Raw genomic sequence first — 21,076 nt, 5'->3', positions numbered from 1 at the left:
CTCGCTCATGGTTCGGATACCGGTTTGCCGACCAGCCGCCCAATATGGCGGGAGACGGTCTTAACCTCGCCCAGAATACCGCGTGGGCGCAGCAGCAGGATCGCGCATAGCCCGACGCCGATCATCACGATCTGCAGCGAGGCAGCGCGCGCCTGCTCGCCGGGCGGGAACAGCGACGCGATCGCGCCGGCGGAGCCGGCCCAGATGCCCCAGACAAGGACAGCGCCGAGGATCGCGCCACGATTATTGCCGGAGCCGCCGACGATCAGCATCGCCCAGACCTGGAAGGTCAGCATCGGCATGTAATTGTCGGGCGCGATGAAGCCGATGAAATGCGCCTGCGCGGCGCCGGCGAGGCCCATGATCGCGCCGCCTATCGCGAATGCCTGCAGCCGGAATCTCGTCGCGCTCTTGCCGAGCGCGAGCGCCGCCGTCTCGTCCTCGCGGATGGCGCGCAGCACCCTCCCCCACGGGCTGCGCAGCAGCCGCTCCAGCGCCAGATAGAGCGCAAGCACGACCAGAACCAACACACCGAGATTGGCGAGGCTGAAGGCCAGCGGATCGCCTGCCAGGCCGGCGAACGGCCGCGGAATGAAGCCGATGCCGAATGGCCCACCGGTGATCGCCTCCAGATTGAGCGCGCAAAGCTGTACGGCGACGGCTACGCCGAATGTCGCGATGGCCAGATAATCGGCACGAAGCCGGATGGTCAGCGCCCCGATCAGGAAGGCGACGAGCCCCGCCGCCAGCGCCGCGCCCAGCCAACCGGCGACGATGGGCAGGCCGAAACCGCCTAAGCGGTCGGCTGCGTCCGGTGTCGTCAGCAGCGCCGAGACATAGGCTCCGATCGCGACGAAGCCGGCAATGCCGACATTGAACAAGCCGGTCTGGCCCCACTGGACGTTGAGGCCGAGGCACATGATGGCGTAGGTCAACGCCATGGTCAGGAAGAAGGCGCCGTAGGTGACCAGTTCGACGCTCATTCCGGCCTCCCGAAAAGACCCTGCGGCCGGAAGAGCAGGACGGCTACCAGGATGACGAAGGCGATGGCCGCGCGCCATTGGGCCCCGACGAATTGCACCGCGAATGCTTCGGTGAGGCCGACGATAAGCCCGGCGAGCATTGCTCCCGGCACGCTGCCGATGCCGCCGAGGATGGCGGCCGCGAACAGGGGAAGCAGCAAATCGAGGCCCATATAGGGACGGACCTGCACCAGCAGCCCCGCCATGATGCCGGCGACAGCCGCCAGTCCCGCGCCGAGGAGCCAGACGGTTCGGATGACGTTGCGCACGTCCACGCCGACGACGCCGGCAAGCTGCTGGTTCTCGCTCACCGCCCGCATCGAGCGGCCAATAGCGGTGCGGGTCAGCAGCAGATGGATAGCGACGACCAGAATTGCGGCGAGCCCAAGCGACAGCAACTGGTCCGGGGTCGCCCTCAAGCCTCCGCCGAGCGGCAACGCGATCTGCAGCGCCTTGGTGTAGTAGGCGGGCTTCGCCGTAAAGATGAATTCGAGCAGGCTGCGCAGCGTTAGCGCCGCTCCGAAGCTCGCCATGACCATGATGATAATCGTGCTGCGTTGCGCGCGCAGGCGGCCAAACAGCAGCGCGTCGACCAGGAGGGCAAGTCCACCGGTGAGGGCGATGGCCGCGATGGCCGCGATCGGCAGCGACCAGCCGAAGGAAAACGGGCCGATCGGCGCCAGCAGCGAAGGAGCCAGCCAGCCGAGGGCGCCGCTCACCGCCAATGCGATGTAGGCGCCCCACGCCAGGAATTCGCCATGCGCGAAATTGGCGAAGCGCAGGATCGAATAGGTCAGCGTCACGCCGATGGCGCCGAGCCCTATCATCGAGCCGGTGACCAGCCCGTCCATCAGCGCCTGCGGGTTCATTGGCCTACCGCCTTCGGCGCGTGCCGCGCGCCGAGATAGAGTTCCGCCACGATCGGATCGTCGGCGAGCGTCGCCGCCGGACCTTCATGGCGCAGCAGCCCCTCGACAAGGATGACCGCACGATCTGCAATGGCGAGCGCCGCCTTCACATTCTGCTCGACGAGGACAATGGTGACCCCCGTTTCGTTGATCGCCTTCAGCGTCGAGAACACCTCGGCGACGATCTTCGGCGAGAGGCCAGCCGACGGCTCGTCCAGGATCAGGACGGACGGCTCGACGACCAGCGCCCGGGCCACGGCCAGCATCTGGCGCTGGCCGCCCGAAAGCTGGCCGGCGCGCAGCGACGGTCGCGCCGCGAGATCGGGAAACATTCCATAAAGCGCGGCGACGCGCTCCTGCCGCCGCTCCTTGGGCAGGATGTTTGCCGCCAGAAGCAGGTTCTCGTGGATAGAAAGCGTCGCGAAGATGTTCTCGGTCTGCGGGACGAAGGCCAGTCCGTGGCGAATTTTTTCGTGCGCCGGCACAGATGTGATGTCGGCAGCCCCGAGCAAGGCCGTTCCTGCATGGACCGGCACCAGCCCGGCTATTGCCTTGACGAAGGTCGACTTCCCAGCGCCATTCGGACCGAGCACCACGATCAGTTCTCCCTGGCGGATCGCAAAATCGATGCCGCGCACGATGGGCAGGTCGCGCTCGTAGCCGGCCACGAGCGCCTTTGTCGAAAGTGCTATGGGCCGATCGGACGCCATCACGCGGCGACCCCGCCAAGATAGGCTTCGATGACCGTGGGATTGCGCGCGACTTCGGCCGGCGGCCCCTCGGCCAAATGCCGGCCCGCCGCCATCACCACCACACGCCCGCAAAGCCGCGCCACCATTTCCATATTGTGCTCGATCAGCAGCACGGATTTGCCCTGCGCGTTTAGTTCCAGAACGCGGTCGATGATGATCTCGAGCAGCGTCGGGTTGACGCCAGCCGCCGGCTCGTCGAGCAGGATGGTTTCCGGATCGGCCATCAATATGCGGGCGAGTTCAAGCAGCTTGCGCTGCCCGCCGGAAAGCACTCGCGCCGGCTCGTTCTCGAGCCCGGAGAGCGTAACGAAGTCGAGCAGTGACCGCGCCCGGTCCACCGCGGCTTTCTCCTCGGCAGCGACGCGGCCCGGTTGCAGGAAATTCTTCCAGATGTGTTCGCCTGCCTGGCGCTGACCGCCAGTCAGCACGTTCTCCAGCACCGTCATCTCCGGGAATGGGCGCGGTATCTGGAACGTGCGTCCGAGGCCGCGCCCAACACGCCGTTCCGGCCCCTCGCCCGAGACTTCCTCGCCCGAGACCCGGATCGAGCCGGAGGTCGGCCTCAGGCTTCCGGCGATCAGGTTGAACAGCGTGGTCTTGCCGGCGCCGTTCGGTCCGATCAGGCCCAGCATCTCCCCCCGTTGCAGCGCGATCGACATGCCGTCCACGGCTCGAAGGCCGCCGAACCGCCTCACCAGATCGCGCGCCTCGACCGGCATGGCCGCTGCGGAGCGCGTCGGTCTTGTTGCGTGGGCTGACGGCGGCATCACGGCTTCCGTTATTGTGATCGCTGATGTTTGATCAAACTTTACATCGCTGCAAAACGCAACTACAAAAATCAGGTCGGCCGCGCCCCGCGGCATGAAGTCGAACGGCGGTCACAATGCCCGAACGGGAATGTCAGCGCGCAGTGGAATATGGCCGGGCGGAGTTCCTCTCATGAGCCGCAGGGCGCTCTCCCCGGTCGGCCGCGAAACCCTGCACGACCGTGTCTATGCCGAACTGCGCCGCTCGCTGATCCATGGCATGTTCGACGCCGGCGACATGCTGCGCATCCAGGATGTGGCGGAGACGCTGCAGACCAGCACCATGCCGGTGCGCGAGGCGCTCGGCCGGCTGGTTTCCGAGCAGGCGCTGGAGGCGCTGCCCAACCGCTCGGTGCGGGTGCCCGTCATCACCCGCGAAAGGCTGGACGATCTCGCCCGCGCACGCTGCCTGATCGAGGGGCAGATCACCGCACTCGCTCTGCCCAATCTTTCGGGCGAGGATTTCGCAAAGCTGAGGCAACTCACTATCGAATGCGAGACGGCGTTTCGCGGCGATGAAAAGGACAAGGCGCAGACCACCTCGGAACTCAACCACGCCTTCCATTTCTACATCTACCGCGCCGCGGGCTCGGCGGTGCTGATCCCGATCGTCGAGAGCCTGTGGCTGCAGTCCGGGCCTTATGTGCGCGCCGCCGCCCATATCCATGACGAGCGCCGCGACACACCCGCCACCCATCATCATTGGGCGCTGATCGAAGCGCTGGAACGCGGCGACGTCGCCGGCTCCATCAAGGCGCTGACCGACGACATCACCCGTTCCTTCAATCTCATCCGTGTCCGCCTTGATGAGCAGGACATGCCGGAAAAGGCGGTGAGCTATGCCTGACGCCCGCGACGATACCTTCGAGCTCTACGATTTACGCGTCGAGGTCACCGCACCGGAAGGCGGCGCGATCTACTGCGGCGCCAAGGTCGGCGACCATTTCGAATTGCGCGGCGAGATGCTGCATCTGCCCCCCGGCCAGGGGTTTTCGATCTATTCGCTGGCTTCGCTCCTGCCGCTGCTCCCCGCAAAGCAGCGGCCGACCCACAAGAACGACTGGATGACCACCGACGCGGAAGTGGCCTGCCCCGACCCAAACTGCTCGTCGCGCTTCCGCATCACGCGGCTCGGCCTTCGCCGCTTCAGCCATGCCCAGATCACGGCGGTGCCGCTCGATGACTGACCGGAAAACCATGCAGCGCATCCAGCTGGCGCCGGGCTACGAAATCTCGCGTGTCATTCGCGGCGGCTGGCAACTCGCCGGCGGGCACGGCGCCGTCCGCAGCGATGACCCGATCGCCGACATGATCGCGTTCGCCGACGCCGGCATCACCACCTTCGACTGCGCCGACATCTACACCGGCGTCGAGGAACTGATCGGCCGCTTCCGTCTTCGCTATCGCGACCTACACGGACAGGAAGCGCTCGACCGCATCCGGGTCCACACCAAATTCGTGCCCGATCTGGACGTGCTGCCACGCATAACCAAAGCCTATGTCGAAGGCGTCATCGACCAGTCGCTGCGCCGGCTCAATCTCGAATGCCTCGACCTCGTTCAGTTCCACTGGTGGGACTACGACGCGCCGCGCTGGCTGGAGGCGGGGCAATGGCTGGGCGAACTGCGCCGGGAAGGCAAGATTGGCCAGATCGGCGGGACCAATTTCGACACCGACCACATGCTCGCTATGATCGAGGGCGGCGTGCCGCTGGTCTCCATGCAGGTGCAGTATTCGCTGCTCGACGCCCGGCCGGCCAAGCGCATGGCGGCCGAGGCCGCCCGCCACGGCGTATCGCTCCTCTGCTACGGCACGGTGGCCGGCGGCTTCCTTGGCGATAAATGGCTCGGCGCCGCCGAGCCAACCGAGCCGCTCGAAAACCGCTCGCTCGTCAAATACAAGCTCATCATCGACGATTTCGGCGGCTGGGACCTTTTCCAGACCCTGCTCAAAACCCTGCGCGGCATTGCCGACCGCCACGGCGTAGACATCGCGACGGTGGCGAGCGCAGCCATGCTCTCGCGGCCGGGCGTTGCCGGGGTCATCGTCGGCGCGCGCAACCGCTCGCACCTCCAGTCCAATCTGGCGATCTCCAGTCTGGCGCTGACCGAAGACGACCATGGCCGGATCGAAGCCGTCCTGGCCATGGCTAACCCACTCTCCGGCGATGTCTACGAGCTGGAGCGCGACCGCGGCGGACGCCACGGCTCGATAATGAAATACAATCTCAACAAGGGAGCCGCCTGAAAGCCGCGCCTCGGGAGACGGCGCGAGAATACCGCAAGCAAGAATGAACCAGTGGCCGCGCCCATGCCGGCCAGACAAAAAGGGGAATGCGACATGAAGAAACTGCTTCTTATCACCACTCTGATGACAGGCCTTGGGGCATCGATCCTGCCTGCGGCCGCGCAGAATTGCGACATCACCATCGGCGTCGTCATGGAACTGACCGGCCCGGCCGGCGCCTATGGCCAGGCCGGCGCGAAGTCCGTCGAGATGGCCTTCCGCGACTTCAACGAGGCCGGCGGCGTCGGCGGCTGCAATCTCGTCACAGATACGCGGGACAGTCAGAGCCAGGGAACCGTCGCCGTTGATCAGGCGACGCAGCTCGTCAACATCAAGAAGGTGCCGGTCATCATCGGCGGCATCATCTCATCAGTGTCGATCCCGATCCTGACCTCGGTCACCGCTCCGGCCGGCGTTGTGCAGGTTTCCCCCGCCTCGTCCTCGCCGACGCTGACCCAGCTTGCCCGCGACGGCAAGACCAACGGCGTGTTCTTCCGCACCATCACTTCGGATGCGCTGCAGGGCACGGCCGCCGCCAAATACGCGCTCGACCAGGGCCTGAAGAAGATCGCCATCATCCACGTCAACAATGATTTCGGCGTCAACATGGTGCGCGAATTCACCGCCGCCTACGAAAAGCTCGGCGGCGCCATCACGTCGGTAACGCCCTACAATGAGAAGCAGGCGAGCTACTCTTCCGAGGCGAGCGCGGCCATGGCCGGCGAGCCGGAAGCGCTTTACCTCGTCAGCTATCCGGTCGACGGGGCGACCATCGCGCGCGCCTGGATCTCGGGCGGCGGTCCGCAGAAATTCCTGCTCAATGACGGCATGAACTCGTCGGAATTCATCGAAGCCGTCGGCGCGCAGTATCTGAACGACGCCTACGGCACCTCGTCGGGCACCAGCCCGACCGCCTCGACCGAGTATTTCAACAGCGCCTACGAGGAATTCTCGGGCGGCATCAAGCCGGACGCGCCGGCCGCTGACCGCTCCTACGACGCCGGCGCCATCGTGGCACTCGCCGTCGCCAAGGCCGGCAAGGGCGATGCCGCCGCAATCAAGGCGGCGATCCCGCAGGTGGTCACGCCCGGCGGCGAGCCGATCCACGCCGGCAAGGAGGAGTTCGCCAAGGCGCTCGGCCTCATCAAGGAAGGCAAGCCGATCAAATATGAAGGCGTCATCGGCCCGGTCAGCTTCGACGAATATGGCGACATCACCGGTCCGTTCCGCCTGTGGCGCATCCAGAACGGCGAAGTCACCACGGTCGGCGAGATCAGCGCCGAGGAGGTCGGCAAGATCAAGAGCGAACTGGCCAAGTAGGCTTGAGAGGCGGCAGGCCGTGCGTCAGCGCGCGGCCTGCTCCCGTCCGAGCATGCGGTCGACAAGCAGTTCGGCCTGCGCGTTGAACATGCCGACGCCCATCATCGTGCCGCAGCCCAACTCGCGTGCATGCTGCACGAGCGGCGAAACCGCCGGCCTGGTGATGACATCGGCCACGAACTGATGCTTCGACAAGCGGGCGGTGTCGACCGGCAGAGGGTCGCCCTCCTGCATTCCCATCGGCGTCGCATTGGCGACGAGATCGAAGCCCGTCGGGTCCGCGCTCCCGACTTCCGCGCGGCCGGGGAAGCGTCCCGCCAGCCTGGCGACCAGCCGGTCACAGCGCTCCGCGTCGGCGTCGTGGATGGCGAGCCGCGTTGCGCCGCGCTCCAATATTTCGAGCGCAATCGCGGAACCGGCGCCGCCCGCCCCGACGAGCAGCGCCGACTTGCCGGTAACCGAGAAGCCTTCCCTGGCGATGCCGTCGAGGTAGCCGACGCCGTCGAGATTGTCGCCGTCCCAGCGCCCGTCCGGAAGCCGTCGCAGGACGTTGACCGAACCGACGAACGCCGCCCGCTCGGTCGGCAGGTCGCAATAATCGAGCGCGGCGAATTTGTGCGGCACTGTCACCACGATGCCGTCGAGATTTTGCATCAGCGGCACCGAGCGCATGAAGGCCGGCAGGTCGGCCGTGCTGACATGCGCCGGCACGACCAGTGCGTTGGCGCCGCGCCGCGCCAGAATCTCGGACAGGAAGGCCGGCGACTTCACCTGGGCGATCGGGTCGCCGATAATGATGAACAGCCGGGTTTCGCCGTCGAGCTTCAGGGTCATGTCGGGCGTCCTTCTGCATAGTGCGCAAGCGTGCGCGCGATCCCTTCAGCGACGCTCGTCGTGGGCAGCGCGGCCAGCCAGGCCGGTTGCGGCGCGATTTCGAGATCGGACGCAATGAGAAGCGGCGCTCCGGACGCAGTGATGCGGGCGCCGGGAACTTGACGCCCGAGTTCCTCCACGAATGCGTCGATCGTCGCCACCTCGCCGACGAGATTGTGCGCTTCGGCGCCGTCCAGTTCGGTCTCGACGGCAACGGCGAAGGCTTCGGCCACGTCCTCGACATGGACCATGCCGACCCGGCCCGTGAACCTGATCTCGGCGGCCTCGCCCCGCTGCGCTGCCCGGCAGGCGATGCTCGGTCCGGCGCTGATGCCCGAACCTTCGCCCGGCCCATAGATGATGTAGGGCCGGAAGCCGACGCTGCGCAGTCCGTGATCGACGAAATAGGCGCGAGCACAACCCTCGACCGCGAGCTTCAGCGCGCCGTAATGCGTCATCGGCCGGGGATTGCGTCCGTCGTCGGGTCCAAAGATGCCGGCCGTGCTGACATAGGCGACCTGCCGGATGCCGGTCGCCAGCGCAGCCTCGAACAGATTGAGGCTGCCGATCAGATTGATGTTCGCCGCGCGCAGGGGATCGCGGCGGCAGTCGACGGTCATGATGCCAGCAAGGTGGACGGCGCTGCCGCAGCCCTCCGCTGCCCGCATCACCTCGTCCTTTGCGGTCACGTCGCCGGCGCGGATCTCGACTTGGCTCGATAGGCCAGGCTCGACGAAGTCGAGATGGGCTGTATCCGGCCTCGCGTCGAGGATGCGCACCTCATGCCCGCGTCGGACCAGCGCGCGCACCACCCACCCTCCCAGGAATCCGCAGCCGCCTGTTACCAGAACCCGCATCAGCCTGCCGCCCGGCGCGAGGCGTGCGTGGCGGCGATGTAGCCGAAAGTGATGCCCGGCCCGATGGTGATGCCGGGGCCGGGATAGGTTCCACCCATGATCGAGTGCATGTCGTTGCCGATCGCGTAAAGTCCGTCGATCGGCGTACCGTCCCTGCGCAGTACGCGCGCATTCTCGTCGGTCACCAGCCCCATCGCCGAGCCTATGTCGCCGGGGTAGAGCTTCACCGCGTAGAAGGGCGCCGCCCCGATCGGCCCGAGCGTCGGATTGGGGCCGTGAGTGGGGTCGCCGTTGGCGCGCTCGTAGATCGTCGTGCCGCGCCTGAAATCGGAATCGACGCCGGTCCGGGCATATTCGTTCATCGATGCGACAGATGCCGCCAATCCTCCGGCGTCGATGCCGAAATTTTGCGCCAACTCGGCAAGCGTATCGGCCTTGGTCAGATAGCCGTCGGCGAGGAAAGGTTTTAGTCCCTTGCCGCCAGGCCGGACCATGCCCAGCCCGTATTTCTTCAGGCCCACATTATCCGCGATCAGGTAGGCCGGGATGGTCGAACCGTCCCTGTTGGCGGTGAACATCGCGCTGACGAAGAGATGATAGGACGTGCTTTCGTTGACGAAGCGCTTCCCATCGCGCCCGACCGTTATGATGCCCGGCTTCGAGCGGTCGAAGACGAAATGCGGGAAAACGGCGATCGTGCCGTCGGCGCGCTTGCGCACGGAAACCGGCGCCCAGAAGCAGTTCTGCTGTGCGCCCTCGCCGTGATGCGCGCCGAGCTTCAACGCCAGATCGTGCAGTTCGCCGGTGTGGCCGGGCGCCGAGGGACTGTGTTCCGGAACCGGCTTCGGCAAATATTTCTGCCTGAGCTCCGGATGTCTCGCGAAACCGCCGCTCGCCAGCACCACGCCGCCTCTGACCGAAAGCCGCCGGGCCACGCCGTCCTGGACGGCGACAATGCCCGTCACCCGACCTTCGGTCTCGTTGATCTCGGTGACGCGGGCGTTCACTGCGATCTCGACGTCGAGCCGGCGCGCCGCCTCCAGCATTCGCCCGATCAGCGCATTTCCCATCACCAACCGCGTGCCGCGCGAATGGCTGAGCCGGTCGAGGAAGTAACTGCCGATGAGCTTGGCCGAATAGCGCGCCGCCTTGAGCGACTTCGTCATCGCCAGCAGATTGGCGATGTCGTCGCGGTCGACCATCAGGCCGCCCAGAATGGTGAATTCCGGGATCGGCGGCCGGATCAGGTCGAGATCGCTGCCGAGATCCTTTGCGGAGAAAGGCAGGGGCTCGAGCGCCCGCCCGAACGAGGTTGATCCCTCCAGTTCGGACAGATAATCGGGATGAAATGGTCGCGGCCGGAATTTCACGCCCGCGCCTTCCTCAATGATGCGGATCGCGTCGGGACCGGCTTTCAGGAAAGCGTCGCGGATCGCTTTGGAGGAGCGGTTGCCAACGGCCCGGTCGAGGTAACCGCTCGCCTTCTCAAAACTGTCGTCCGCGCTGATCGCCTTGGAATGATGTGTGTTGGGGACCCAGGTGGTCGCTGCCGAAAAGGCCGAAGTGCCGCCGACATATTCGGTGCGCTCGATCAGGATGACGCGCCTTCCTTCGAGCGCGGCGTAGAGCGCCGCCGCCATGCCGGCGGCCCCCGCGCCAAGCACCGCCACGTCGTAGCGCGCGCCATCCGGAATGCCTGCCAGAACGGTTGATGCTTTGCTCATCGAATGGCCCCGAACGAAACCTCCCAGCCCCCATAATCCCAAGGCTGGTCTGCGACGTGAAAGAGGGTTTTCATAGCAGAATTGGAATGGCATTCAAGAATTAAATATCCTTCCAATTTCTAGGCACTTGGCGTAGAGAAGTGCATCTCGGCGCTCGGTGCCGACCACCGTTGAGAAGATGGAGCAATGGCGGACATTCGCATAGGATTGGTGGGAGCTGGCCTCATCGGTATCACCCACATGGAAACGATCGCCCGGACGGACGGCTTCCGGCTGACGGGCATTGTTGATCCGGGTCCCAACTCCTACGAGATTGCCAAAGCCCGCGGCGTGCCGCTCCATGCCAGCGTCAAGGCGATGATTGCAGCCGGAGACGTTGATGGCGTGATCGTGGCGACGCCCAACGAACTGCACGTGTCAATATCCGCCCAATTGCTCGAAGCCGGCCTGCCGGTGCTTCTCGAAAAGCCGATCGCCAACACGATCGCCGAAGCAGCCGCTCTGCTCGCAGTCGCCGAGCGCACCGGCGTGCCGCTGCTGGTCGGCCATCACCGTCGCCACAACCCTATCATCCGAGCGGCGAAAAAGGCGATCTCCGAAGGCGCGATCGGCAGTCTCGTCATGGCGTCTGTGGTCTGCTCGCTCTACAAGGGCGGCAACTATTTCGACGCCGCCTGGCGACTTCAGCCGGGAGTCGGCGGGCCGCTGCTCATCAATCTGATCCACGAGATCGACCTGATGCGCCATTTCTTCGGCGACGTCGCCTCGGTTTCGGCGATCAGTTCCGATGCTGTGCGCGGCTTCGAGGTCGAGGACACAGCAGCAGCCATTCTCCGCTTCGAAAATGGCGGGCTGGCGTCGCTGACGGTCTCGGATGCCGCGGTCGGGCCCTGGGCTTGGGATCTTTCAGCCGGCGAAAACATAGAGCGCTTTCCGGCGCATCCCGTGCAGTCGCATTTCTTTGCCGGATCGGACGGCGGGCTGTCGCTGCCCGATCTGACATATTGGTCGCATAAGGGCGAGAAGAGCTGGACGCAAACGCTCGACCGGCAGACCCTCGCCATCGAGCCGGAAGATCCTTACGGAGCGCAGATAAGGCATTTCGGCGCGGTGATCGCTGGCCGCGCCGAGCCTCTGGTGTCGGGCATCGAAGCGGCGAAAAACCTTGCCACCATCGACGCGATCCGCCGAGCGGCCGAGAGCGGTCACGAAACACAGGTCGAAGCCGTTTCCGCCCGCCCCGCCAATTCGGAGCATGCGGCATGACCAGCGTTCTCGAACGGTCGCTCGGCATACTCGAACTTCTCTCGGAAAATGCCGAGGGCCTCTCGGTCAGCGCCATCGCCAACCGCCTGGGCCTGCCGCCGAGCGCTGCCCACCGCCTGCTCAACGAACTCGCCCGCTTCGGCTATGTGCGCCAGGACCGTGCGCAGGGCGACTATTCGCTGACCATCAAGCTCGCGGCCATGGGCCTGAGCTTCCTCGGCCAGAGCGGCGTCACCGACATCGCCCAGCCGATCCTCGACCGCCTCGCTGCCGCCAGCGGCGAACTCATCCGGCTCAGCGTCATCGACGACCGCAAGCTGGTCTGGGTCGCCGTCGCCCAAGGCGCAACCACCGGCCTGCGCTACGATCCCGGCCAGGAGCAGGGCGTCGTCCTGCACCTCGCCTCGACGGCGGGCGGGCAGGCTTTCCTGTCCACACTCGACGACGACGCCGCCCTGATGATGGTTGCCGAACAGGGTTTTGTGCCAAGGCTGCAGACTCCCGGCCCCAACGCGCCGGCGACCGCCCGCGAGCTGCTCAAGCGGCTCGCAGATACGAGGCAGCGCGGCTATTCGGTCGCAGTCGACAGCTACATAGTCGGCATGGCGGCGATGGCCGTACCCGTCCGAATGGGCCAGCAGGGCACTGTGATCGGAGCGCTCAGCATCGCCGGGCCTGCTGCCCGCCTGACGCCTGAGCGCATGAAGGAACTCGCCGCGCCGTTGCAAGCCGCGGCCGCCGAGCTCGGCCAGGCAAGCAGCGCGTCGCGCTTCTTCCGTCGCGCCCGCAGCCTGTCACCGGGCGCATCGCAAGCCGAGAGCCTGTCGGGATGAGCACTGACGGCGCGATCGGCGTATGCGACGTGCTCATCGTCGGCTCCGGCGCCGCCGGCCTGTCGACAGCGATTACCGCCGCATTCCATGGCCTCAAGGTCGTCGTTGCCGAGAAGGAGCCGGTGATTGGCGGAACCAGCGCCTGGTCCGGCGGATGGCTGTGGATCCCGCGCAACCCGCTCGCCCGCCGCGCCGGCATCGGCGAGGATGCCGCCGAGCCCAGGCGCTATCTCGCAAGCGAATTGAAGAACCGCGCCGCCGATCCGCGCATCGATACGTTCCTGGAGAACGGGCCGGAAATGGTCGCGTTCTTCGAGAAGAACACCGCGGTCGAGTTCATCTCCGGCAATACAATACCCGATTTCCACGCCACGCCCGGCCACGCGCTCGGCGGACGGTCGGTTTCGGCCGCCCCCTATGACGGCCGCAAACTCGGCCCGTGGATCAACAAGTTGCGCCCGCCGCTCGACCTGATCAGCCTCGCCGGCATGGGCGTAGCCGGCGGCGCCGACATGGCGCATTTCCTCAATGCGACGCGCTCGCCGCGCTCCGCCCTCTATGCGGCGCGCCGCCTGTTGCGTCATTTCCGCGACTTGGCCGTGCATGGCCGCGGCATGCACCTCGTCAACGGCAACGCGCTCGTCGCCCGCCTGCTGCGCAGCGCGCTCGACCTCGACGTAACGGTGCTGACCTCGACGCCAGTGGTCCGCCTCATAAAGACCGACGGCCGCGTCACCGGGGCAATCATCCGGCGCACTGGCGTCGAGGAGATCGTCACGGCGAAGGCCGGCGTGGTGCTGGCCGCCGGCGGCTTCCCGCATGACCGCAAGCGGATAGCAAAACTGTTCGAGCACGCGCCGGACGGATCGGGCCACTATTCCGCGGCCCTCGAAACTAATACCGGCGACGGGCTCGATATGGGCGAGGCAATCGGCGCCGACATCGCCGACGATCTCGTCAATGCCGGAGCCTGGGCGCCGGTCTCGCTGGTGCCGCTGAAGAATGGCGCGAGCGGCCATTTCCCCCATCTTGTCGAGCGCGCCAAGCCGGGCTTCATCGCCGTCGACGCGACCGGCCACCGCTTCGTCAACGAGGCCGATTCCTACCACGATTTCATCAGCGCGCTGCTGCAGGTCACGCCTGCCGGAGCGGTGCCGGTCGCCTGGCTGATCTGCGACCATCGCGCCCAGCGCCGTTACGGACTCGGCTGGTCGAAGCCGTTCCCGTTCCCGATCGGCCGTTATGTCCGCAACGGCTATTTGAAGCGAGCCAAGGATCTTGCGGCGCTGGCGCGGGAATGCGGCATCGATCCCGACCGGCTTGCCGAGACCGTCGCCGGTTTCAATGCCAGCGCGATCAAAGGCACCGATCCGCAGTTCGGGCGCGGCGCGACATCCTACAACCGCGTGCAGGGCGATGCTGGGCACAGGCCGAATCCGTCTCTCGGCGCGCTTGAAAGGGGTCCGTTCTACGCGGTGAAGATACTGCCCGGCAGCCTCGCCACCTTCGCCGGGCTGCGCACGGACAACCGCGCCCGCGTGCTGTCGAAGGATGGCTGCCCCATCGAAGGCCTGTTCGCCGCAGGCAACGACATGGCGAGCATCATGGGCGGACACTATCCCAGCGGCGGCATCACGCTCGGCCCCGCAATGACATTCGGCTATGTCATCGGCCGCACGCTCGCCGGCCAGCCGGTCTCGGGACCGCCGCCATCAAACGGGGGGAAATTCAGTGAAGTATTATGAATTTGCGACGCTCAACACCGTCATCTTCGGCGCCGGCAAGGCGGCGCCCGCAATCAAGGACTATGTCTCCGCGCCCGACGCCAAGGGCAAGCTCATCGGCGCCTGGTATTCCGACATCGGCCGGCTGAACGAGGTGTTCGTGCTGCGTGAGTTCGACAGCTGCGACGATCTTCACGCCGAGCGCGAGCGCGCGCGCCGCTCATCCAATCCCTTCGGCTGCCTTGAATTGCTGACCGACCTGAAGATGGACAGCTATGCGCCGCTCGATTTCATCCCGCCGGTGGAGACCGGCGATTTCGGCCCGTTCTACGAGATCCGCACTTACCGGATGAAGCCGAACGGGCTCGCCCCCACGGAAGAAAAATGGCGAGCCGCCGTTCCGACGCGGGAAACCTATTCGCCGCTCACCGTCGCCATGTGTTCGATCGACGGCGGCTCCCGCTTCACACAAATCTGGCCATATCGCAGCCTCGACGAGCGTCACGCCGCCCGCACCAAATCCGTCGCCGACGGCAACTGGCCGCCAAAGGGCGGGCCGGATTGGCTGACGCCGGACATGTACTCGGCGGTCGCCCTGCCGCTGCCTTTCTCGCCGCTGAAATAAGCCTCGCCCATAGTGGAGGCCGACGTGCCGCACAAACTGTCCCTCGCCTTCCTGACCCTGTTCGACTGCGGACCGGTCGGAGCTGTCCGCATCGCCGGGGAAACCGGCTACGACATGGTCGGCCTGCGGCTGCTTCCGGCCGCGCCGACCGAAGCACCCTATCCGCTGATAACCGACCCGGCCTTGTTGCGCGAAACGGTCGCGGCGCTTCGCGAAACCGGCGTTTCCGTCGGCGATGTCGAGATCGCCCGGCTGAAGCCCGAGACCGAAATCTCCACCTTCGAGCGTTTTGTCGATCACGCAGCCCAACTCGGGGCGCGCCACGTGCTGGTGGCGGGCGACGATCCCGACCACTCCAGGCTGACTGGTACATTTGCCGGCTTCTGCCGCCTCGCCCGAAATTACGGCCTGACCGCCGATCTCGAATTCATGCCCTGGACCGCCGTGCCGAACCTCGCATCAGCGCGCGCCATCGTCGAGGCGGCCGGCGAGCCGAATGGCGGTGTGCTGGTCGACGCCCTGCATTGGGATCGCTCCGGCGGCACAATTGAAGAAGTGCAGGCGCTACCGGCGAAGCTGATCAATTACGTCCAGTTCTGCGATGGGTCGGCAGATTATGACCGTAGCGACGAGGGGCTGATCCGCATCGCCCGCAGCGCGCGGCTCAATCCCGGCGAAGGCGGCATCGACTGCGTCGGCCTCGCCAGCGCCATTCCCGACGGCGTCACGATCAGCGTCGAGGTTCCGAACCGCGAACTGGCAAGCACGCTCGGGCCAAAGGCGCGGGCCGAAGCGGCGCTCGCGGCAGCGCGTCGCGTGCTCGAAGCCGCGGGGCGGACTTGGAAAGCGGAATGATACCCAGCCGTGGTTCTAAGCAGCCTCGGCGATGCCGCTGTCGACGATCACCAGATTACGACCGCCATTCTTTGCCTCGTAGAGCCGCTTGTCGGCGGCGCGCATCAGGTCGGATACGCTTGCGTCCGCCGCGCAATTGGCGCCGCCTATGCTGACTGTCAGCGGGATAGTGCGCTCGTCGATCGGGCGGAAGCGGATCAGTTCGACCTCACGGCGAATGCGTTCGGCGACGCGCTCGGCTTCCTTGGCCGTGGCGCCGACCAGGAAGACGCCGAATTCCTCGCCGCCGATCCGGCCGAGAACGTCGCCGCTGCGCACGCCGCGGGTGATCGCCGCCGCGATATCGAGCAGCGCCCGGTCGCCCGTTAGATGGCCGAAACTGTCGTTGATCTTCTTGAAATGATCCGCATCGATGATCAGCAGCGCGCCGCGATCCGACTTGCGGCGCGAGCCGTCAAGCGCGGCGAAGAAGCTTTCGCGGTTGAGCATGCCGGTCATGTCGTCGCGGCTGGCCTTTTCCGCCAGGCGGCGATGCGCTGCGGCAAGCTGCGCGTGCGCCCGGGCGAGTTCGCGATGCGCCTGCTTCAGCCTGTCGCTCTGCCAGAATGTGAAGGCGCTGGCCGGCCACGCCGTCGCCAACGGGCATAAAACGCACATCAGGATGGCTGTTCCGTCGACCGCGCCCCCAAGTGCTGGAACGGCCGCCGAAACGATCAGCACGGAGACGGCAGCAGCCAGAAGCGCCACAATTGCCGATCTCACGATAATGCTGTTCATGATGGCTCCCCGCTCGGCAGCCTCAATGCCGCAAAGCACTGAAAGTCTCCTTTCCGCGATGGCTAAAATTCGAGCCATTGCGGCATTTCCACCACCATCGGTTGCGAAAGACCGGCCGGGCGCACCGGCTTCCAAAAGGCTCGATGTTTGCGTAAGGAACGCTATGACCGAGCTTCCCGACCCCGCCCGCTTCGCCCATGTCACCGACTGGGTGTTCGACCTCGACAACACGCTCTACCCGCACCACACCAATCTATTTTCGCAGATCGATCAGAAGATGACGGCCTATGTGTCGGAACTTCTGACGCTTCCGCGCGAGGAGGCGCGCAAGCTTCAGAAGGAGCTCTATCTGGAGTACGGGACGACACTCTCCGGGCTGATGCAGCGCCACAAGATCGATCCCGACGACTTTCTCAACAAAGTCCACGACATCGACTATTCGTGGCTGGTGCCGGACCCGGTGCTCGGTGTCGCCATCAAGCAGTTGCCCGGCCGCAAGTTCATCTTCACCAATGGTGATCGCGGCCATGCCGAGCGCACGGCGCGGCAGCTCGGCATACTCGATCACTTCGACGATATCTTCGACATTGTCGCGGCCGGGCTGACGCCGAAACCGGCGCAGCAGACCTATGACCGCTTCCTCGAGCTTCATAAGATAACCGGACGCAACGCCGTCATGTTCGAGGATCTGGCGCGCAATCTGATCGTGCCCAAGGCGCTCGGCATGCTGACCGTGCTGATCGTGCCTAAGAATTTCGAGCCGACCTTCTCCGAAATCTGGGAACGCGATCCCGCCTTCGACGATGCGGTCGATTTCGTCACCGACGATCTCGCCAGCTTTCTAAACACGCTGATCCAGGATCCGACGGCTTGAAGCGATTCACCTCGGTCGAAGCACGGATCGACGCCGCCGCCCATGGCGTGCTCGACCGGCTTCCCGCGGGAGGTCTTTACGGTGCACTGGTAGAATTCCTGGTGTTCGGCCTGAAGCAGGCATGGGCGTGCCTCTTCGGTGGAGCCATGCTGGCGCTCATCATCGCCACGCGATTGTTCTGGCCGGACGACGCCGGCATCGAACGCTACGATTTCCTGTTTCTCGCTGCTCTGGCGATCCAGCTCGGCATGCTTGGCTTCAAGCTCGAAACACTCGCCGAAGCCAAGGTCATCCTGATCTTCCACATCGTCGGCACGGCGATGGAGCTATTCAAGACGTCGGCCGGCTCCTGGATCTATCCCGAGGAGAGCCTGTTTCGGATCGGCGGCGTGCCGCTGTTTTCCGGCTTCATGTATGCGGCGGTCGGCTCCTACCTCGCCCGCATCTCGCGCATTTTCGACATGCGCTACGCCGCCTATCCCCCGCTCTGGGCGACGGCCGTTCTCGCGGTTGCGATCTATGTCAATTTCTTCGCTCATCACTATGTCGTCGACGTACGCTACGGACTGTTTGCCGCGACGGCGATCCTCTATTTCCGCACGGTCGTCCACTACCGCGTCTTCCGCATCCGCCACCGAATGCCGCTGCTGGTCGGTTTCCTGCTGGTCGCGCTGTTCATCTGGTTCGCGGAGAATATCGGCACATGGTCGCGCGCGTGGATTTATCCGGGACAGCAGGACGCATGGACGCCGGTTTCGATCCAGAAACTCGGCTCCTGGTATCTGCTGATGATCATCTCTTTCGTGCTGGTGACGTTCGTCCATCGGCCACGGCCGGCCGAGGCGGAGTTGGCCGCCAAACCGCAAGCGGCGGAATAGGCGCTCGGACTTCAGGCCTTGCGGCTGCCGCGCTTGATATTCGAGCGGACGACCGCGCGTTTCAGCGCGTCTTCGGTCTCGCTGTCGTCGAGACCGCGATCGGTTCGCGAAATGCCGAGCCCGTCATTGCCGCGAACGCTTTTCTCCAGCCGCCGCTCCAGCCGCTCGATCCGCTTTTCCAGAGCGTTCTCATCGCTCGCCGGCTGGTCGACTGCAGGCTTTCCAGCTTCTGCCGCGCGTCGTTTGGCAGGCATGTCGTTCGGTCTCGTCCTGCGGGCCATCGGCGTTCTCCTTGCGCATAGCCGAAGTTAACACCGAAGCCCGCACGACGTTCCGTATTAGTGGTTGGAATGATCTCCGCCACCGGCGGCCCTGACTGGCAGCGTCAGTTCGACCTTGCCCGCCTTCTCGAACTCAAGCGTCAGCGACACGCTTGCGCCCTCCTCGAAGCGCTGGGCGACCTCCATGAACATCAGGTGCAAGCCGCCGGGTTTCAACTCGACGGTTGCGCCGGCCGGGATGTCCAGTCCACCGGTCACCGGGCGCATCACCATCACGCCGTCGACCACCTCCATCGAATGGATCTCGGCCTTGCCTGCAGCGGCCGATGTAATCGACACGAGGCGGTCGGATTCGCTTCCCTTATTGGCGATGGTCATATAGCCGCCGCCGGCCGGCTGGCCGGGCAACATTGCCCGCGCCCACTGGCCGGTGATTTCGAGATCGCCGACGGTGATGGGCGTACTGCTCTGAGCGCCGTGGCCTTCATGGTCGCCGCCTTTCGCCGCGATCTTCAGCATCGGGGCGGGGTACTCCAGCGAATGCGGGTCCTGGCCTTCGGCCGGCTCCTCTGTCCAGGCAATCTTGCCCGCAGCGCAAAGCTGCGTCGTTTTGAAGAACAGCGTCTGCCCTTGCTCGACGCCGGCCAGCGTTCCGCTGACCGTGAACTCGTCGTAAAAATCGTCAGGCAGGTCACCGCCGCTCCAGGTCACTTCCGTGACGCCGGACATGATCTCATCGCCGTGGAGACTGTATTTCCGGGCATAGTCTCCCTTGACCGTCGCTATGATCCAGCCCGGCTTCGGCATCGGCTTCACGCCGATATATCCTTCGGGGATTTGCAGGCGCACCGTATGGGTCGCCTGCCCGTCACAGCCGTGAGGTATCCTCACGACGGCCTTGTAGGAGCCCGGCGAGGCTTCCCGCTTTTCGAGGGAGGCGTGGGCGTGGGCGGTGATGATCGAGACGGCCGTCAGCGCGCAGGCGGCGGCAAGCGGCAAGAGAATTCGGCGCATGGTATTTTTCCTTTCGCGTCCAAAACAGATTTTTCTCGCGCGCGGGCGCAAGAACAAATTCGCGTTTCAGGCGGAAAGGGGTGGGGCGCGGATGGCCGGCGGCGGCTCGTTGAGGCGGGCGGGCGGGTTCTCCGTCTCGAGCCACTGCGGGAACTGGCCGGCATAGGCCGCCGGCGCGGCGAAGGCAGGCTTGGAACCGGCCGAAAGCTTTGGCGGGGCATCCATCCCGGCGCAGGGACCACCTATGCAGGTTGGGCAATCATCGGCAGCGCCGGGCGGCGGCAAAGCCCCATCTGCGGCCGGGGACTTGGCCTCGCCGAACATCGTGCAGATGACCCAGGCCTTGGCTGTATTGGCGGCATACGCCTCGGCCAGCGGCTGGAACAGATGTGCCAGGAGAACCAGAGTCGCGGCCACAGTAAACAGCACACGGTCACGCCTGAGCGTCTGAAACCAACCCGGCGATGTCCTGCGGCCTTCCATCCGACGATGCTTAGCGGAATAGACTGCGTCCCGCTACCGCGACGCTCTGCGGCATCGCGGCGCGACCGGCAATCACGGCATTTCGTAGAACCGGCCGATGATTTCCCACGCTTCATCCGCCGTATCGACGAAGTCAATTATGTCCTGGTCGCCGGGCGTGATCGTGCCCTGTTCGGCCAGGAAGTCCAGATCGATGGCGCGCTGCCAGAAGGTCTTGCCGAACAGGATCACCGGCACCCGCTCCATGCGGCCCGTCTGTATCAGCGTCAGCGTCTCGAAGAACTCATCCATCGTGCCGAAGCCGCCTGGAAATACCGCGACGGCCTTGGCGCGCATGACGAAATGCATCTTGCGGATGGCGAAATAGTGGAAGTTGAAGCAAAGCTCCGGCGTCACATAGGCGTTGGGCGCCTGCTCGTGCGGCAGGACGATATTCAAGCCGATCGATGGTGCGCCGACATCGTCGGCGCCTCGGTTGCCCGCCTCCATCACGCCCGGCCCGCCGCCTGTCACCACGACGAATTCGCGGTAATAGGAAAGCGCCGAATGCTGCGAGCACAGCCGCGCGAATTTGCGCGCCTCCTCGTAGTAGACGCTGTTCTTCTCGAGATTGCGCTTCTGCCTCTCATCCTTGGCCGCCCAGGCTTCGCCGCCCGGCTCGGGAATGCGCGCTCCGCCGAACAGGATAACCGTGGAGCGGATGCCGCGCTCCGCAAGGATCATTTCCGGTTTCAGGAGTTCGAGCTGCAGTCTGACCGGGCGCAATTCGCGCCGCGTCATGAACTCCTCGTCGTTCCAGGCCAGCCGGTAGGTCGCGGCGCGCGTCTGCGGCGTGTCCGGCACGCTCCTGGAACGCTCCAGATCCTCGTCCGCGTGCGGCAGCGGCGTCCATCCCGCCTTTTCCGTCGGATTCATATG

23 protein-coding genes are annotated in these 21,076 nt (G+C 65.3%); 11 read left to right on the top strand and 12 right to left on the bottom strand.

Annotated elements, in window-relative coordinates; translation table 11 throughout:
* Positions 1-5 precede the first annotated feature (5 nt).
* The 4 genes from ABVK50_RS00320 to ABVK50_RS00305 are packed head-to-tail and all read right to left on the bottom strand — an operon-like array spanning position 6 to position 3,449.
* Positions 6-983 (bottom strand): branched-chain amino acid ABC transporter permease, encoded by a 978-nt coding sequence (locus ABVK50_RS00320; RefSeq protein ID WP_353643344.1) that lies wholly within the window; start codon positions 981-983, stop codon positions 6-8.
* Positions 980-1,891, bottom strand: coding sequence for a branched-chain amino acid ABC transporter permease (locus ABVK50_RS00315; RefSeq protein WP_353643345.1), 912 nt, complete (start codon positions 1,889-1,891; stop codon positions 980-982). The genes ABVK50_RS00320 and ABVK50_RS00315 overlap by 4 nt, the downstream gene beginning before the upstream one ends.
* Positions 1,888-2,640, bottom strand: coding sequence for an ABC transporter ATP-binding protein (locus ABVK50_RS00310; RefSeq protein WP_353646061.1), 753 nt, complete (start codon positions 2,638-2,640; stop codon positions 1,888-1,890). The genes ABVK50_RS00315 and ABVK50_RS00310 overlap by 4 nt, the downstream gene beginning before the upstream one ends.
* A complete protein-coding gene (locus ABVK50_RS00305) occupies positions 2,640-3,449 on the bottom strand; it encodes an ABC transporter ATP-binding protein (protein ID WP_353643346.1) in 810 nt (269 codons plus the stop codon). Before ABVK50_RS00305 ends, ABVK50_RS00310 begins: the two co-directional genes overlap by 1 nt.
* Positions 3,450-3,621: 172 nt before the next feature.
* Between ABVK50_RS00305 and ABVK50_RS00300 the strand changes: the two genes are divergently transcribed.
* The 4 genes from ABVK50_RS00300 to ABVK50_RS00285 all read left to right on the top strand — a co-directional run bounded on the left by ABVK50_RS00300 (position 3,622) and on the right by ABVK50_RS00285 (position 7,094).
* The gene (locus ABVK50_RS00300) at positions 3,622-4,335 is read left to right on the top strand and encodes a GntR family transcriptional regulator (protein ID WP_353643347.1); all 714 of its coding nucleotides are present in this window, start codon (positions 3,622-3,624) and stop codon (positions 4,333-4,335) included.
* Positions 4,328-4,675: a TIGR04076 family protein gene (locus ABVK50_RS00295; protein WP_353643348.1), complete on the top strand. Its 348-nt coding sequence runs from the start codon at positions 4,328-4,330 to the stop codon at positions 4,673-4,675. Before ABVK50_RS00300 ends, ABVK50_RS00295 begins: the two co-directional genes overlap by 8 nt.
* A 10-nt stretch (positions 4,676-4,685) precedes the next feature.
* Positions 4,686-5,735: an aldo/keto reductase gene (locus ABVK50_RS00290; RefSeq protein WP_353646062.1), complete on the top strand. Its 1,050-nt coding sequence runs from the start codon at positions 4,686-4,688 to the stop codon at positions 5,733-5,735.
* Positions 5,736-5,828: 93 nt separating this feature from the next.
* Complete coding sequence (locus ABVK50_RS00285; protein ID WP_353643349.1) at positions 5,829-7,094, top strand: ABC transporter substrate-binding protein; 1,266 nt, start codon at positions 5,829-5,831, stop codon at positions 7,092-7,094.
* A 24-nt stretch (positions 7,095-7,118) separates the two neighbouring features.
* Here ABVK50_RS00285 and ABVK50_RS00280 read toward each other — a convergent pair whose 3' ends face one another.
* Genes ABVK50_RS00280 through ABVK50_RS00270 form a run of 3 tightly spaced genes read right to left on the bottom strand, consistent with a single transcriptional unit; the run spans position 7,119 to position 10,548 of the window.
* Positions 7,119-7,928: a shikimate dehydrogenase gene (locus tag ABVK50_RS00280; protein ID WP_353643350.1), complete on the bottom strand. Its 810-nt coding sequence runs from the start codon at positions 7,926-7,928 to the stop codon at positions 7,119-7,121.
* Positions 7,925-8,824 (bottom strand): NAD(P)-dependent oxidoreductase, encoded by a 900-nt coding sequence (locus ABVK50_RS00275; RefSeq protein ID WP_353643351.1) that lies wholly within the window; start codon positions 8,822-8,824, stop codon positions 7,925-7,927. Before ABVK50_RS00275 ends, ABVK50_RS00280 begins: the two co-directional genes overlap by 4 nt.
* Entirely contained in the window at positions 8,824-10,548 is a 1,725-nt protein-coding gene (locus tag ABVK50_RS00270) for an FAD-dependent oxidoreductase (RefSeq protein WP_353643352.1), read from the bottom strand. The genes ABVK50_RS00275 and ABVK50_RS00270 overlap by 1 nt, the downstream gene beginning before the upstream one ends.
* A 186-nt stretch (positions 10,549-10,734) precedes the next feature.
* Between ABVK50_RS00270 and ABVK50_RS00265 the strand changes: the two genes are divergently transcribed.
* From ABVK50_RS00265 to ABVK50_RS00245, 5 genes are read left to right on the top strand one after another with little or no spacing between them, the layout of a single operon-like run.
* A complete protein-coding gene (locus ABVK50_RS00265; RefSeq protein WP_353643353.1) occupies positions 10,735-11,814 on the top strand; it encodes a Gfo/Idh/MocA family oxidoreductase in 1,080 nt (359 codons plus the stop codon).
* The gene (locus ABVK50_RS00260) at positions 11,811-12,647 is read left to right on the top strand and encodes an IclR family transcriptional regulator (protein ID WP_353643354.1); all 837 of its coding nucleotides are present in this window, start codon (positions 11,811-11,813) and stop codon (positions 12,645-12,647) included. Before ABVK50_RS00265 ends, ABVK50_RS00260 begins: the two co-directional genes overlap by 4 nt.
* The gene (locus ABVK50_RS00255; RefSeq protein WP_353643355.1) at positions 12,644-14,392 is read left to right on the top strand and encodes an FAD-dependent oxidoreductase; all 1,749 of its coding nucleotides are present in this window, start codon (positions 12,644-12,646) and stop codon (positions 14,390-14,392) included. Before ABVK50_RS00260 ends, ABVK50_RS00255 begins: the two co-directional genes overlap by 4 nt.
* The gene (locus tag ABVK50_RS00250) at positions 14,379-14,996 is read left to right on the top strand and encodes an NIPSNAP family protein (protein ID WP_353643356.1); all 618 of its coding nucleotides are present in this window, start codon (positions 14,379-14,381) and stop codon (positions 14,994-14,996) included. The genes ABVK50_RS00255 and ABVK50_RS00250 overlap by 14 nt, the downstream gene beginning before the upstream one ends.
* Positions 14,997-15,020: 24 nt before the next feature.
* A complete protein-coding gene (locus tag ABVK50_RS00245) occupies positions 15,021-15,851 on the top strand; it encodes a TIM barrel protein (RefSeq protein ID WP_353643357.1) in 831 nt (276 codons plus the stop codon).
* A gap of 15 nt (positions 15,852-15,866) precedes the next feature.
* Here the strand turns inward: ABVK50_RS00245 and ABVK50_RS00240 are convergent, their stop codons facing one another.
* Entirely contained in the window at positions 15,867-16,628 is a 762-nt protein-coding gene (locus ABVK50_RS00240; RefSeq protein ID WP_353643358.1) for a GGDEF domain-containing protein, read from the bottom strand.
* Between the two features lie 163 nt (positions 16,629-16,791).
* Here ABVK50_RS00240 and ABVK50_RS00235 point away from each other — a divergent pair, with 163 nt between their 5' ends.
* Entirely contained in the window at positions 16,792-17,502 is a 711-nt protein-coding gene (locus ABVK50_RS00235) for a pyrimidine 5'-nucleotidase (RefSeq protein ID WP_353643359.1), read from the top strand.
* Positions 17,499-18,380 (top strand): DUF817 domain-containing protein, encoded by an 882-nt coding sequence (locus ABVK50_RS00230; RefSeq protein WP_353643360.1) that lies wholly within the window; start codon positions 17,499-17,501, stop codon positions 18,378-18,380. Before ABVK50_RS00235 ends, ABVK50_RS00230 begins: the two co-directional genes overlap by 4 nt.
* An 11-nt stretch (positions 18,381-18,391) precedes the next feature.
* On the opposite strand, the gene ABVK50_RS00225 is transcribed toward ABVK50_RS00230, so the two are convergent.
* The 4 genes from ABVK50_RS00225 to ABVK50_RS00210 all read right to left on the bottom strand — a co-directional run bounded on the left by ABVK50_RS00225 (position 18,392) and on the right by ABVK50_RS00210 (position 21,073).
* Positions 18,392-18,661 carry a hypothetical protein gene (locus ABVK50_RS00225; RefSeq protein ID WP_353643361.1) on the bottom strand — a complete coding sequence of 90 codons (270 nt, stop codon included), beginning with the start codon at positions 18,659-18,661 and terminating at the stop codon, positions 18,392-18,394.
* A 57-nt stretch (positions 18,662-18,718) separates the two neighbouring features.
* Entirely contained in the window at positions 18,719-19,675 is a 957-nt protein-coding gene (locus ABVK50_RS00220) for a DUF1775 domain-containing protein (protein ID WP_353643362.1), read from the bottom strand.
* A gap of 66 nt (positions 19,676-19,741) precedes the next feature.
* Entirely contained in the window at positions 19,742-20,104 is a 363-nt protein-coding gene (locus ABVK50_RS00215; RefSeq protein WP_353646988.1) for a hypothetical protein, read from the bottom strand.
* Positions 20,105-20,230: 126 nt separating this feature from the next.
* A complete protein-coding gene (locus ABVK50_RS00210) occupies positions 20,231-21,073 on the bottom strand; it encodes an LOG family protein (RefSeq protein ID WP_353643364.1) in 843 nt (280 codons plus the stop codon).
* Positions 21,074-21,076 lie beyond the last annotated feature (3 nt).

The sequence above is a fragment of the Mesorhizobium sp. WSM2240 genome (assembly GCF_040438645.1).
GTDB lineage: Bacteria > Pseudomonadota > Alphaproteobacteria > Rhizobiales > Rhizobiaceae > Allomesorhizobium.
This window is presented reverse-complemented; position numbering and strand designations above follow the sequence as displayed.

Bases quoted from the DNA above. Each gene is read 5' to 3' on its own strand.
- ABVK50_RS00220 (WP_353643362.1), bottom strand. From the start codon at position 19,675: ATGCGCCGAATTCTCTTGCCGCTTGCCGCCGCCTGCGCGCTGACGGCC.
- ABVK50_RS00300 (WP_353643347.1), top strand. From the start codon at position 3,622: ATGAGCCGCAGGGCGCTCTCCCCGGTCGGCCGCGAAACCCTGCACGAC.
- ABVK50_RS00320 (WP_353643344.1), bottom strand. From the start codon at position 983: ATGAGCGTCGAACTGGTCACCTACGGCGCCTTCTTCCTGACCATGGCG.
- ABVK50_RS00290 (WP_353646062.1), top strand. From the start codon at position 4,686: ATGCAGCGCATCCAGCTGGCGCCGGGCTACGAAATCTCGCGTGTCATT.
- ABVK50_RS00225 (WP_353643361.1), bottom strand. From the start codon at position 18,661: ATGGCCCGCAGGACGAGACCGAACGACATGCCTGCCAAACGACGCGCG.
- ABVK50_RS00285 (WP_353643349.1), top strand. From the start codon at position 5,829: ATGAAGAAACTGCTTCTTATCACCACTCTGATGACAGGCCTTGGGGCA.
- ABVK50_RS00255 (WP_353643355.1), top strand. From the start codon at position 12,644: ATGAGCACTGACGGCGCGATCGGCGTATGCGACGTGCTCATCGTCGGC.
- ABVK50_RS00305 (WP_353643346.1), bottom strand. From the start codon at position 3,449: ATGCCGCCGTCAGCCCACGCAACAAGACCGACGCGCTCCGCAGCGGCC.
- ABVK50_RS00275 (WP_353643351.1), bottom strand. From the start codon at position 8,824: ATGCGGGTTCTGGTAACAGGCGGCTGCGGATTCCTGGGAGGGTGGGTG.
- ABVK50_RS00315 (WP_353643345.1), bottom strand. From the start codon at position 1,891: ATGAACCCGCAGGCGCTGATGGACGGGCTGGTCACCGGCTCGATGATA.
- ABVK50_RS00210 (WP_353643364.1), bottom strand. From the start codon at position 21,073: ATGAATCCGACGGAAAAGGCGGGATGGACGCCGCTGCCGCACGCGGAC.
- ABVK50_RS00295 (WP_353643348.1), top strand. From the start codon at position 4,328: ATGCCTGACGCCCGCGACGATACCTTCGAGCTCTACGATTTACGCGTC.
- ABVK50_RS00265 (WP_353643353.1), top strand. From the start codon at position 10,735: ATGGCGGACATTCGCATAGGATTGGTGGGAGCTGGCCTCATCGGTATC.
- ABVK50_RS00310 (WP_353646061.1), bottom strand. From the start codon at position 2,640: ATGGCGTCCGATCGGCCCATAGCACTTTCGACAAAGGCGCTCGTGGCC.
- ABVK50_RS00270 (WP_353643352.1), bottom strand. From the start codon at position 10,548: ATGAGCAAAGCATCAACCGTTCTGGCAGGCATTCCGGATGGCGCGCGC.
- ABVK50_RS00260 (WP_353643354.1), top strand. From the start codon at position 11,811: ATGACCAGCGTTCTCGAACGGTCGCTCGGCATACTCGAACTTCTCTCG.
- ABVK50_RS00280 (WP_353643350.1), bottom strand. From the start codon at position 7,928: ATGACCCTGAAGCTCGACGGCGAAACCCGGCTGTTCATCATTATCGGC.
- ABVK50_RS00240 (WP_353643358.1), bottom strand. From the start codon at position 16,628: ATGAACAGCATTATCGTGAGATCGGCAATTGTGGCGCTTCTGGCTGCT.
- ABVK50_RS00235 (WP_353643359.1), top strand. From the start codon at position 16,792: ATGACCGAGCTTCCCGACCCCGCCCGCTTCGCCCATGTCACCGACTGG.